Annotated in this window: 13 protein-coding genes; 11 read left to right on the top strand and 2 right to left on the bottom strand. The window is 32.2% G+C overall.

The window, feature by feature from the left end; translation table 11 throughout:
* Positions 1-131 precede the first annotated feature (131 nt).
* The 8 genes from ESZ48_RS04245 to xseB all read left to right on the top strand — a co-directional run bounded on the left by ESZ48_RS04245 (position 132) and on the right by xseB (position 8,192).
* Positions 132-2,156 carry a phospholipase D-like domain-containing protein gene (locus ESZ48_RS04245; protein WP_129016091.1) on the top strand — a complete coding sequence of 675 codons (2,025 nt, stop codon included), beginning with the start codon at positions 132-134 and terminating at the stop codon, positions 2,154-2,156.
* A 6-nt stretch (positions 2,157-2,162) separates the two neighbouring features.
* Positions 2,163-3,167 carry a hypothetical protein gene (locus ESZ48_RS04250; RefSeq protein ID WP_129016092.1) on the top strand — a complete coding sequence of 335 codons (1,005 nt, stop codon included), beginning with the start codon at positions 2,163-2,165 and terminating at the stop codon, positions 3,165-3,167.
* Between the two features lie 543 nt (positions 3,168-3,710).
* Entirely contained in the window at positions 3,711-4,364 is a 654-nt protein-coding gene (locus tag ESZ48_RS04255) for an 8-oxoguanine DNA glycosylase OGG fold protein (protein WP_129016093.1), read from the top strand.
* Between the two features lie 167 nt (positions 4,365-4,531).
* Complete coding sequence (locus ESZ48_RS04260) at positions 4,532-4,873, top strand: exodeoxyribonuclease X C-terminal domain-containing protein (RefSeq protein ID WP_129016094.1); 342 nt, start codon at positions 4,532-4,534, stop codon at positions 4,871-4,873.
* Between the two features lie 580 nt (positions 4,874-5,453).
* Positions 5,454-6,551 (top strand): hypothetical protein, encoded by a 1,098-nt coding sequence (locus ESZ48_RS04265; RefSeq protein ID WP_190246188.1) that lies wholly within the window; start codon positions 5,454-5,456, stop codon positions 6,549-6,551.
* 60 nt (positions 6,552-6,611) lie between these two features.
* Positions 6,612-7,223, top strand: coding sequence for an exodeoxyribonuclease VII large subunit (locus ESZ48_RS19490; protein ID WP_223266355.1), 612 nt, complete (start codon positions 6,612-6,614; stop codon positions 7,221-7,223).
* Positions 7,160-7,993: an exodeoxyribonuclease VII large subunit gene (locus ESZ48_RS19495; protein ID WP_262707962.1), complete on the top strand. Its 834-nt coding sequence runs from the start codon at positions 7,160-7,162 to the stop codon at positions 7,991-7,993. The genes ESZ48_RS19490 and ESZ48_RS19495 overlap by 64 nt, the downstream gene beginning before the upstream one ends.
* The gene (xseB, locus tag ESZ48_RS04275) at positions 7,983-8,192 is read left to right on the top strand and encodes an exodeoxyribonuclease VII small subunit (protein WP_129016096.1); all 210 of its coding nucleotides are present in this window, start codon (positions 7,983-7,985) and stop codon (positions 8,190-8,192) included. The genes ESZ48_RS19495 and xseB overlap by 11 nt, the downstream gene beginning before the upstream one ends.
* Positions 8,193-8,713: 521 nt before the next feature.
* On the opposite strand, the gene ESZ48_RS04280 is transcribed toward xseB, so the two are convergent.
* Positions 8,714-8,890 carry a histone H1 gene (locus ESZ48_RS04280; protein WP_129016097.1) on the bottom strand — a complete coding sequence of 59 codons (177 nt, stop codon included), beginning with the start codon at positions 8,888-8,890 and terminating at the stop codon, positions 8,714-8,716.
* 429 nt (positions 8,891-9,319) lie between these two features.
* Positions 9,320-9,871 carry a GNAT family N-acetyltransferase gene (locus ESZ48_RS04285; RefSeq protein ID WP_129016098.1) on the bottom strand — a complete coding sequence of 184 codons (552 nt, stop codon included), beginning with the start codon at positions 9,869-9,871 and terminating at the stop codon, positions 9,320-9,322.
* Between the two features lie 474 nt (positions 9,872-10,345).
* Between ESZ48_RS04285 and ESZ48_RS04290 the strand changes: the two genes are divergently transcribed.
* From ESZ48_RS04290 to ESZ48_RS04300, 3 genes are read left to right on the top strand one after another with little or no spacing between them, the layout of a single operon-like run.
* Positions 10,346-11,050 (top strand): hypothetical protein, encoded by a 705-nt coding sequence (locus ESZ48_RS04290; protein ID WP_129016099.1) that lies wholly within the window; start codon positions 10,346-10,348, stop codon positions 11,048-11,050.
* A 3-nt stretch (positions 11,051-11,053) separates the two neighbouring features.
* Positions 11,054-12,403, top strand: a complete 1,350-nt coding sequence (locus ESZ48_RS04295) for an SPFH domain-containing protein (RefSeq protein ID WP_129016100.1) — start codon at positions 11,054-11,056, stop codon at positions 12,401-12,403.
* Between the two features lie 26 nt (positions 12,404-12,429).
* Positions 12,430-12,783: a DUF4339 domain-containing protein gene (locus tag ESZ48_RS04300; protein ID WP_129016101.1), complete on the top strand. Its 354-nt coding sequence runs from the start codon at positions 12,430-12,432 to the stop codon at positions 12,781-12,783.
* The last annotated feature ends 230 nt before the right edge of the window (positions 12,784-13,013 follow it).

Here is a 13,013-nt window from a genome sequence, read left to right on the forward strand (position 1 = left end):
CAATACTTATTATATCGTAAAAAATATAGGTTTTAAGTCTATCAAATGCGGTTTGTGCAATATGATCTTCCAGGCAAACCAAAAACTACCAAATCAGGCAGCTTACATAAAGATAAATCATTAAAGTACATATGAAACAATCTGTTATTAAAGGAGAAGAAATTTTCAAAGATCTCTCACAGAGTCTTTCTATGGCCAAAAACAATATCCTTGTTGTAACTGCATGGTTTACAGATCAGGAATTATTAAGTATTTTGGAAATAAAGCAAAAAGAGGGCATTCCGGTTTCTGTTGTTATAGGAGATAACAAAGAAAATGAAAAACTAAATTTTAATAATTTAATTGGGTCTGGCGGAACTTTAACCAAAATTAAAGGTAAAGGATATGGTATGATGCATCAAAAGTACTGTGTCATAGATAACAACGTCGCTTATCATGGTTCATATAATTGGAGTGTTAATGCAAGAAGGAATAATTCCGAATCGGTCATAAAAACTGATCACAGCGATACAATACGAGATTTAATAAATGATTTTAAAATATTGACCATGGTTAAAGAAGAAGAAGAGCAGAGCGTTCCTAAAGTAAAAACCAATTCTTTTATTAACAAATTATTTGGGAAAAGAAATTTGGATAAGGAAATTGTAATTCCTCAAATAGAGAATAATACACAAGAAGTTGACAATGCGGTAATTTCTATAGATGACATCTATAAATCCATAATTTCGGCTGAAGCGAAGAAAACGGACTTTGATTCCGTAAAGAGTAAGGGGTATGCTCTTTCGAAGGAAGTCAGCGGTGATCATAATGTTCTAACAAAGTCGATGAATTCCTTATATCATCTATATATTTCTGATAACGCTGAAAACGTTGAATTAAAAGAAAAGTTAATTCAAAAAATCAATCAAAAAACTGAAGAATTAATTCAGTTGGAAGAGATTGAGCGGGCTAAAAAATCGGCTTCAGATGAAGTATACGATTTGACTAAACAAAAGGAATATAGTTTTGAAAAAACTAAACTAGCGCAGGAGCTAGATTTGACAAATAAGGATATTGAAGCTCACACTAAATCAATTGAAACTTTAAAGGATAAAATAAATAAAGTTAAAGATCAAATAATCGGGTTAGAGTTAGAATTTATGAAACCAGCCTTTAACTGGCTTGCTTTTTTACCTTATTTAATATTCATTTTGGGTTTAGGTACATTTTTAATGTTATTTTATTCTTCTTCCTTATATATAATGATTTACTCCCTTCAGGATTCCATGGAGTTGATAAAAGCAGGAGTGCCTTTAGAAGACATAAATCCACAAGTATTTGAGTCAAGGGCATTATCAAAATCATTTGGCAAAGAAGGCATTGCTGGTTATTTTATTGTTTTATTTTTCTTTGTACCATTGGTTATCGCGTACATTTCTCATTTAAAAGACGATCTAAAAGAAAAACGTAATTTTTGGGATTACACAAAAATGGGCCTATGTTATGTTGTTGTCTTTTTTATTGATGTTTTTATTGCTGCTAAAGTGACAAATACTATAGTCGAAATAAAAAAAGAGGCAAAACAATTAGCTCCTGACTATGTACTTACCTTTAATGAGTTAATTACGGACTTAAATTTCTGGTTAGTCTTTTGTCTTGGTGCGATACCATTTATATTTCTTGCTATTTTAATAGATAAATTATCCATATTCTTTAAAGAAAGATCGCCTGAGATTGAAAAAAAGAAACTGAAATTTAAGAAAAAAGCCTTAGACAAGAAGACCAAGGAATATATTACTGAAATAGATGAATTCGAGGTTAAGATTAAAGAAAAAGAAAGGGAAGTTGTCCGTATTAAAAATGAGATTGTTCAAATAGACAATAAGATGACGTTCCTGCCCTTAGAAGTTAATAATCAGAAAGCAGCCAATGGAAATTTAATAGATAAAAGAATCGAGTATATTAAAAATAAAGCAAGCTTGTTTTTGAACGATATTGATAACGATAATATTTCAATTTCGTTTTCTACCTTAAATCATAGAATTAGCGCTTTTATTGAAGGATGGATCGAATGGTTGCACGATGAGTATTCAATTGAAAAAGCGACTTTAATGTCAGAAAGTGCAGAAAAAATAATTGATAGATGGTTAGAGGAAAAATCAACAGTCACAAAATAAGTAGTAATGAAATTAATAAAAACTATATTTTCCGTTTGTTCATTATTCATGTTAATGTCTTGTCTTGAGCATGACACAAATAAGAGTGTAGACACAGCATCCAACGTTAATAAAAGAACTTCAGTAAATCTAAATATTATTATTACTCCAGATTTATCGAACAGAGTACAAGACAATTTATATCCTAAACCTGTTAAAGATATTGATTTAATAAGCAGTGTTTTTAGTAATTATTATCCAACATTATATGAATATAAACATAGAATTAGTAAACAAAAAGATGCTATAAATTTAGATTTTACAAATTCTAATATTATTAATGATTATGATTATAAAGGAGTATACTCATTTGACATATATAAGAAGGAAGAGCAGAATTCTGCATACTTGAAAACTTTTGACGGCACACAAACTCAGTTTGAAAAGGAGAGTAAAAATTTTATAAATGATATTAATACAATTTACGATAAGGCATCCAAAAAACCTGCAGGTGCTGATATTTTTAGCTATTTCAAAAAACTGAATACAATAATAAAAAAAGACATCCTAGATGTTGAAGTACAAAATTATTCCATAGATACGAAATATAGAAACATTCTTATTCTTTTTACCGATGGTTATTTAGAAGCAGGCCTATATGGTGAGAGGAATTGTATTGATAATAAATGCTATTTTTTAGACGGTAAATTAATTTCAAAATTCCGTGACGATTTTAATAGAAACGGTAAGGGTAGGGATTTGAAAACATTTTTTAAGGAAAAGGAATACGGTATAATTCCCGTGGAGAATCCTAATTTAAAAAATGTAGAAATATTTGTTTGTGAATTATACGACAGATCTTTGGATACAAGATCTGGAAGTCAAAGGTTGATCCCTACCGATTTTGATATTATGAAAATATTTTGGCAGGACTGGTTAGAGGAATCAGGATTTAAAAACATTAAAATCGAAGCAAAAGTTAATTCTGTAGATGAATTTCAGACACATTTAATGGCTTTTATTAACGAATAATAATAACCTTTTGAATTGAGTTGTATAACAAATTGATTATATATAAATTCAGAAAAGGGGCTAGTGTAAGCCTCTTTTTATGACATGAAGCATATGGCGAGTGTTATACGTGTATAAGTTTTTATTTGTGATGCACTGCATAGCTTAATTTTATATTGAAAGATGAATTTTAAAAGAGTGTGGAAATTATTAATACAAACATTATCTAAGATTACTATCTAAATAGTGCTGATACTATAAAGTGGTTCAGCATTGTAAAACTTTGATGGAGCGCTTTATGTTCTCGCTCAGATTTCATCATCAAAAAGAATTACTCTGCTAAATGATTGACTTTAATAAAATTAATCGATGTAATTGGCAAACCAAGAATTACAGTAAGGAAAAAATTAATGCGTCATTAATATCCAGCAGCTTTGTCAAAATTATTTGTTGACAGGATCATTGAAAAAATGAAAACCTAAAATTCTTTACCAGAATTAATTGTGAGTTAAACGAAATAGTTGCCTAAACAGAATAGATTTAAGAAACAAACAAGCCTTAATTATGATGAGAATTACAGAGTTTAAAGAACTAATACGAAACCTACCTTACGATCAACATTCTTTTGATGTTAAAAGGAAGAATTGGATAGTGCCATCGCAACAACAAGTGATAGATTCTATTTTTGCGGACAAAGATGTTATTTCATTAAATAGGCATCATTTACACAACTCTAATTTTGATCTGGACACTTTTATTCTCAAAACTTTAATGTGGGGTTATCCCACAAGAGGAAGAGGCAACAATCTAAATAACATACTAAAAAAAAGAAATTTTGTATTCCTTATCGAAATATTAGAAGATTACCGTGATAATGAGGTTTTTATTGAAAAAATGGAGTCAGACATAAAACAAATACGGGGGCTAGGGCTATCTACAATGACAAAATTCACCAATTTTTTAAACACCACAATTAACGGTAATAAAGCCCTAATTCTAGATAATCGAATAATTGAAGCTATTAATAAGGATTGTTTTATAGAGTTAGAACATCTAAAAGGTATAAGTATTAGTAACGGAATAAAACGGTATCCAGAATATTTAGAAACGATCAATCAATTGGCCAAACAAATAGAATCAGAGCCAGAACAAATTGAATTGTTTCTATTTATGTTTGGAAGAAACTTATCTGAATTAATAGGTGACAATGGTAAGTAATGAATAGCCTAAAAACCTTCATAGGAAAGAAAATGAGCAGGTCTTACATCTGCCAAACAGTGATAATTAAAGTATTGCTGGAAAATGAAGGTGTAGCATATAAGAGTTTCGAGAATTCAATACTCTCCACTGAAAATAAAATTATTAAATTAAATTGGCAATAGGATATGGATTTATATGATTTAGATACAGTTTTTAAAAATGGACAACATAAAGGTAAAAGTGTTGCCGAGGTGCTTATTCAAAATAATTCTTATCTACATTGGTGTTATGGTAATAGAGCCAACTTTTTTATAACAGATGCTGTTTGGGAGGCATTGGATGACCATAAGGATATAGAGGTCGCCTTTACAGAAAATTTTATAAATGCTGAGGACTTTCAATTGGTTGTTGCATCCAATAAGAAATATCATCAAGAAAAAAGAGACAATTACAAAAAGTATATGATGGATATTTATGAAAGAGAAGTTGAGTCATGCTTACAAGGCGATTCACAAATTCCATATTAGAATTAATTGATTTGAATAAGCCAGGTTTTTATATTACACATTGTGGATAAAGTTAGCTCATTAGATGTTTCATCTGAATTTTGGATTTTTCAGTTCTTAATATTATTATGCCATTCGTTATTGATCCATAAAACATATCCCTCATTATTTTTATTTATGATTTAAAACAACATTTAGAAAAGTTGATAATAAAAAACTTTTGTGAAATGAATGTTTTTATATTCATGATTAGAGATATTCCAAGAAAAATATTTAGTAAAATAAAACATTCATAATCTTGAAGGATAAAATTAACGAAGAAGTCTTATGTGTTCTTAGGAAGAATCAACAGACTAATTATATAGAAGTCGATTATATGTCTATTATAAATCCTTTATCAGGAGCTATAAATGGTTTTTTGTCTTTATGTAATGATTCAGAAAGCACTTTAGAGCAGATTATTGATTAAATAAAGACAACACAAGAATTAAATCAGCTTACAACTCATTTCCGTTATTGCTCTAAATTGAATGGTAATTATCAAGCGTTCAGTGGCAATAATCAGGAGACAGTCCAAGATATATTAACTAGGCAGGAACTAATGTTATTTAATCATCAAAGAAATCCTGAAACATATGATATATATAAGGCAATTACTGCATATAAGAATGAACTATTACAGAGATATCTTTCATGGGGCAAAGCATTTTCAATAAATAAAACATACAGACTTTGCCATGAAAACAAAAGTATTTTGACTTTCTCCCATCGGATAGACGGTTGGGCAAATCCAGTATATCAACTCACAACTAATTTTTCGGTCGAAATAAAGACAAATTTTGGATACGGACACTCCAGTTACTTCTACACGAAACTCAAATATAAAAACATTGAAATTACACCGTTCTCAGAGTGGGTTGATTATGAATTTGCGAAATACTCAGAAATAATCCGCTATACACGTACTCATTTATTAGAAAACAAATATTGGTACGAAGCAATGCAATTTGCAAAAGATGCTTGTAACTTATCAATGACCAATGAAGTCAAGTTTGTTGAAAAATATGTTATAGAAGAATGTGAGAAAATGGTAAGCGGTATAGAAGAGGTTTTCAATAAAGATAATTTCTTATTTAAAAGCAGAAAAGAGGATTCTTATAAAGTTGACAAAAAAGGACACGGATTAGTTGAGTTTAGAGGAGAGAAAATTAGTGGGGCATTAGATTTTATTTCAAAAATAATTGAATTTGAATATGTAGCTTCCATGAAATCTTTCATTAATAGAATTGAAGCTTGTAATAAAAAAATTCAGCCAATTTTGTTTGAGGAGTCAAACGTGCTTAAAGCGAAAATCTCCAATCTCCAAGATGATAAAAGCGCCTTGCAACCAACATATCAAAAGGCTTTGGCAGATAGTCAAATTTATCAAAAAGAAAGAAATATTCTACAAAAGGAAATGATATCTAGGGGTCAACTTGTTTTTGAAAAAATTGACGTAGAAAAATTAAATCAACAATTCAATAAAAATCATCCTGGTTACAATATGTTTAAGGATGAATATATCAAAATAACGAATGCTTTCAACACTCTATGTGATCAAATCTCCAAATTGAATAAAGTCTATAACAATATAAATACTTACAATAGAAAGATTGAACAATACTTTGGTAAGCTTGAAAATAATTTACGTCCTAAATAATCGCCATCTCACACTAACTTTATATAAATAATCCTTTTATTATAACTGATATACTAACAGTTGTCTACATTACCAACATATCATTCATTATCCAGAATTCTTAATCGTGTAAAAACAATTATAGACACTAACATTGCGGGCCATTTCTTCTGGCTTAAAGTAGAAATTGCAAATATCAATTTCCATAGATCAGGTCATATTTACCTCGAATTAGCAGAAAATCAGAATGGGCATACAGTAGCAAAGTGCAAAGCAATTATTTGGAATCATCAATTATCTCAAATAAGAGAGTCTTTAGGTAATGACTTTGCAAACATTCTCAAAAAAGGTAATGAGATATTATGCTATACAAGCATCCAGTTTGATGCGGCTCATGGCTTAAGCATATTAATTAGTGATGTCAATTTAGAATTTGCTGTTGGTCAAATCGAAAAGAAGAGACAAGAAACAATCGATCGTTTAAAGAAAGAAGGACTTATCGAATTAAATAAGTTGGTGCCTGTACCTCTCATCATAAAAAACATTGCACTTATTGCTTCAAAAGATACAGCGGGTTACCAAGATTTTGTTACAAATATTACAAAAACCCATATGGTTATAAATTCATTATTGAGGTTTTCTCATCATCCGTTCAGGGCAGTACAGCTGAAAATGAAATTGTCACCAGCCTGAAAACTATAAACCATAAAAAGTATGATTGCGTTGTGATAATTCGAGGTGGCGGTTCAAAAATGGATTTAGATGTTTTTAATTCTTATGAAATATCAAAACAAGTCAGTCAAATGCAAAGTGCCGTATTTACAGGTATTGGACACGAAAAAGATATTACAGTTATAGATTTTGCAGCCAATAAGTCATTTAAAACACCAACAGAAGTATCAAACTACATTCTTAATAAATCATATAATTTTGAACAGAAAATTATCAGCTTATATGACTTAATTACTGAAAGGTATCACAAACTATTAGAAAGAAAGAATAGTGATTTAAAACTCTATACAGAAGGCATAGCGAACGCGTCAAACCATTTCACTCAATTGCGAAGAGGACTTTTGCATACCTTAATGAATAGAATTATATCTAGCACTAATTATGCGTTGAATAACGAAATTAATAGGCTGTCTTTAATGGCACAAGAGCAATTACAGCTCAGCAAAAGGATTATTGACAATCAAGATGAGGTCCTAAAGAAACGTTTTGAAATGCTTACTTTATTAATTGAAAATGTAATTAATAACAAAAGAATATATTTAAACAACGCCTTAATATTGGCGTCAACAAGTAGCCCTAAAGCAATCCTCAATAAAGGTTTCACAATTCCTAGGGTGAATGGTAATCTCTATAACGGAGAGGAATTGCCCAAAGACACAGTGATCAAATTAGAATTTAAAGACGCAGTTATAATAACCAAATACGTTAAAAAAGAAAGTCATGGAAGATAAACCTATCTCAGAGCTAACCTATGAGGAAGCTTCAAACGAACTTGAATCAATTCTAGAGCAATTAAGAAATGATGAGGTCAGCATTGACAAATTAGAAAATGTAGTAACTAGGGCCGCAGCTTTATCTAAATTATGTCAGGATAAATTACGAAATACCGAAAAGAAAGTGCAGAATATCATCGAGAAGCTGGGTTTGTAAATAGAACATTTTACACATTTTACAATCAGTAGTTTCTAGCTATTGATTTGTACAAATCATTAAATTCTGTAATAGATAACTCCCCACTTCCAGCACATGCTCATTCCTTCATTCCGCGAATAGCTTCACTTATTCATTCGCAAGAGCTTCCAGAACAGCCTGTCCTGAGCGAAGTCGAAGGGCTCAATACCCGTTGTGTCCATTTCGCACCTACCTTCGGTTAGGAGCTACATTACCACAACCAGTATTTTTTGCCAACGCGCAGTCACTCTGCTAACGCTCGTTAATAATGATGATATCCAAGCTGCTGAGTTCATAGAATATTTAGGCTAGTTTGAATAGTTTTATAGAAATCAACGAAACCATTACTGGTAATTGGAATAAAGCAGTAAGATTGACACTTTAGATTTATTAGATTTTAAATAAGAAAACCCCTCCAAAGATGAAGAGGTTTTTGATTGTAAAGGAATATTAACAGCTTTTAACTCTGTGGGTTCAGGGTATAGCAAATTCCTTGAAGTTTATTTTTTTGATTCCGCTATTGAAATCTTACGGAATTCCTTTAATAACTTCTCTAAAGCCAATGACGATTTTCTCGCTCTTGTTCCTGCTGATTTGTTCCCGCTTTCTAACTGTAATTTAGCGTCACTTTCCAATGATTCGTAAGTGCTTTGCATGTTCTCAATAAGTTCTTTCATAAGATTTGTATTTTAAATTTTTAAAAGCGCGAAAGTATAGGTTTTCTGCCTAAATACCTGCAATAGTTCAATAAATTACACCCCCCCGCTAGCGCTCGTTTGTAACCCCCGCTAGTGCACGATTGCATCGCGTTCTAAACTGGCAAGCAACAAATATCAACTATTATTACAACCGTTAAAATTTGGAAGAGCAGGTGATAAGATTTCGTCAATCGTTTCATAAATTCCTGCTCAAGCAGGAAATCGAAGATTAAGTGGAGCTAATTTCCGACTAATATTAGCCCTGTTATTTATTCACATGTCACCCAGCCTGTCCTGAGTGGAGTCGAAGGGCAGTCGAAGGGGCGTCGAGTTAGCGAAATTAACTATTATCATTACTTGCGTAAGATCCTGAAGCTAAAGAAGAAATGTAAAATCTTATGCATTTTCTTACCATTCCCAAACCACCACATTCCAATGAGTGCCCGATGAGTCGGTATAGGAATGAATAATTTCATAGCCCACTTTTTGATGTGCTTTTAAAGAACGAATATTACTGGAGGCAATTTCCGTAATAGAAAAATCGTAACGCTCAGAAAAAGCGGTTTTATAATGTTGAAATAAGCCTTCAATTAATCCTTGTCCACGATAATCCTTGTGCACACAGGTTTGACCTACAATCATATAATTAAAATCGGCAATTGTTTTACCGCGAAAGGGAATCCTTTTAAATTCATCAAACAGCGGAGCGATTAAAGGAATATCAAATCTTGATTTCTTGGTCATAGCCAGTACATATCCAACCACTTTTCCATTGTCCTTTGCCACAGAATGGGGTTCAATTTTCGTTAAGCCAATAAGCGATTCCCAATCGTGATCTACCGTAACAAAGCCATCCTTTTCCGCGTTTTCTTTGGAAAGGTTCTTCTTTAAATTGGCTTTTTGCAAGCTGAGGATCTCTTGTAAATCCTCTTTTTTGTCTGTCGTTTCAAAAGTGATCATAATTTGTATATATGAAATGAGGTTTTAATACCCATTTCATTTTGTTCAATATTATGATATTTTAAAACCCTACCCAAATTTGTCCTCGATTGCGATCATTTATAACGACTGCAAGTAATAAATGTCAAAAGAAATTACAACCGTTAAAATTGGAGGGGGCAGGTAATATGGAGTTCGTCAGTCGTTCCATAAAACATATCTTCAGGCGCTTCTCATCCGGTTTTCCCCACATCATTCTTGGCAATGGCAGCAACCTCAAAATCATATGTCACATTTTTTATCACAAAATATTATCTCCTAAATAAATTTTTGAGTTTATCAAATACTGCATTTAATTTAACATCAATTGTAGGAAAATAGATTCAGAATGAATATGTTTGAAACATATCAGATGTAGTCGCATTTTGTGGTGCCCATACAAGTTCCAAAAACCCTCACAACGAAATCCTTTAACTAAAAAACTAAAATAAAATAATGTATAGCGAAAAATTAGAAAAATTAATTGCAATGGCTCTTTTAGATGGAGAGCTTAGTGAAAAAGAAAAACAAATTCTTTTTAAAAATGCAGAAAAAGAAGGAATTGATCTTGATGAATTTGAAATGGTGCTTGAAGCTAAGCTATTTGAAAATAATAAAAGCGATAAGCCTGTGACTGTGGCCCCAAAATCAGATAAATTTGGAGAAGTAAAAAAATGCCCGGCCTGTGGTTCTATGGTTCAATCATTCCAAATTAAGTGTATTGATTGTGGACATGAATTTTCAAACGTACAATCTAATGCATCAGTAAACAGATTATTTGAAATGTTGAATGAAGCTGAAAGTGAAAGAAAAGATGAGGGAATGTCAGTTGCAAAAGCTCTTGGAGGGATGTTTTCTGCTTATGGTTTAGGCGTTGATAACAGAATTGATAGTAAAAAGAAAACCATAATCTCAAATTTCCCAATTCCAACAACTAAAGATGATATTGTAGAGTTTTTATCATTAGCAGTGCCAAGAGCAAAATCCGTAGGTAATATATTTACCCGAAAAGAACCTGAGAACAAATCGCATAATGATTTTGTTAATGTATGGAAAGCAAAGTGCGAACAAATTATTATGAAAGCAAAATTTTCGATGAAAGAGGATAAGAGAGCTCTGGAAGAAATTATGCTATATGCAAAAGAGCTAAAAATCAAATAAATTATGGCACTATTTAGAAAAAAATCAGAGGGGGGATTAATGGATGTAATCCGCTGTGACGAACCAGAATATCTTGTTTGGAAATGGCGCCCTTCAGGTGATGCAAATTCAACAAAAAAAGAAAATGCAATACGTTACGGTAGTAGCTTGCGTGTTAAAGACGGCGAACTTGCAGTTTTTGTTTATAATCAAAAAGACGGGGGGAGTCAAGATTTTATAATTGGGCCTCATGACCAAACAATTAAAACAGCAAACTTTCCTGTTTTAACAAATATTGTTGGAACTGCATTTGGTGGTGCATCACCATTTCAAGCAGAAATTTATTTTATAAATCTATCAGGGAATGTTCAAATAAGATTTGGCATACCTTATTTCGATGTTTTCGATCCTCGGTTTATGGACTTCGCTGTTCCTATGGCAGTAAGAGGAACAATTACTTTTAATATAACAGATTACAAGGGATTTATAAAATTAAACCGGCTAATAAATTTTGAATTAGATGATTTTAAGATCCAAATAAAGGATGCCATAACAAAATATATTAAAGGTGTAGTTACAAATATCCCTTTGGATAATGGAATACCTGTATTGCAAATGGAAAGAAAAATCCTTGAAATAAATGATTTGGTTGCACAATATTTAGGTCCTCGACTTGAGATAGATTTCGGTGTAAATATGAAAGGTTTAGATATTGCATCTCTTGAAATTGACAAGGAAACAGAAGGATATGCCGAATTAAGAAAAGTTACAGCTGAACAGACTACTAAAACTGTCGGAGCTCAAACCGACGTAAATATTAGGAATTTACAAGATACTCAAGAAATCAATGCTATTAATATGGCAGAAACGCTACGTATTCAAAGAGAAGAAGCACAAAGGGCTCAAAAACTGCAAAGCGAAGCTCAAAACTTATCAGTGCATCAACTTAATCAACAAACCGATGTTGCAAAAACAGCTGCCAAGAGTATGGGGATGATGGGGTCAGGAGGCAACGGCGGTTCTAGTGGTGGAGGCGGAATGATGGATCCAGGCTCTATGATGGCAAGTATGGCTATGGGCGGAGCAGTAGGTTCAGGAATGGCAGGTGTCGTTGGTGGCATGATGCAAGGAATGAACCAAGAAAAACAAACACCGCCACCACCACCGCAAGTTCAGTATAGCCTTTCGGTTAATGGACAACAGAGCGGACCTTTTGCATGGCAGCAAATACAACAAATGGTTCAAAATGGCCAGATTACAAAAGAGACTTATGTTTGGAAACAGGGTATGTCAGGATGGGAGTTTGCGGGTAATGTTCAGGAATTATCATCATTATTTGGTACAGTCCCACCTCCACCGCCGCCAGCACCATAATTAAATAATAATCTAAAAAAAATATCATGGATAATTATAGTTTTTTTTCAATTGATAGATTAGTTGAATTTGGTATGGGAATGGCCGTTGCGCAACAGATGATAAAAACCATGAACCAATCTATGATCAGTATGTATGTTCCAGGAGCGACGAACCAAATGGAAAAATCACAGCAGCAATTTTTTTATGCAATCATAGAGACCAAACAAGCAGGACCGTTTTCTGAACAGGAACTAGCTCGTTTAATTGCCGAAAAGAAAATAGTAAAGGAAACTTATGTTTGGATGCCAAGTTTGTCAAGTTGGAAAATGGCAGACCAGGTCCCTGAAGTTTTAAAATTGGTTGCGTTAGCACCGCCACCATTTAATCCAAATCCATGAGATTATGAAAGTTAATTTTGTTCAAACAATTATAGCTATAGCGTTAAGTGTACTTATCGCTTATGGATTGTATTATTTTCACGATAATGAAAACAAAATACTTTTGAGTGTAGGTAGTTTTGTGTTTATTACGCTTACATTAATTCTTACAATTGGAACAAGTTTCCAACTTACTCGAACAACCACAAATGTTAGGGTTGTATCGGGTATTTTTTTTATAATCGCCTTGA

The sequence above is a fragment of the Gelidibacter gilvus genome, from assembly GCF_004115975.1.
GTDB classification, from domain to species: Bacteria; Bacteroidota; Bacteroidia; order Flavobacteriales; family Flavobacteriaceae; genus Gelidibacter; species Gelidibacter gilvus.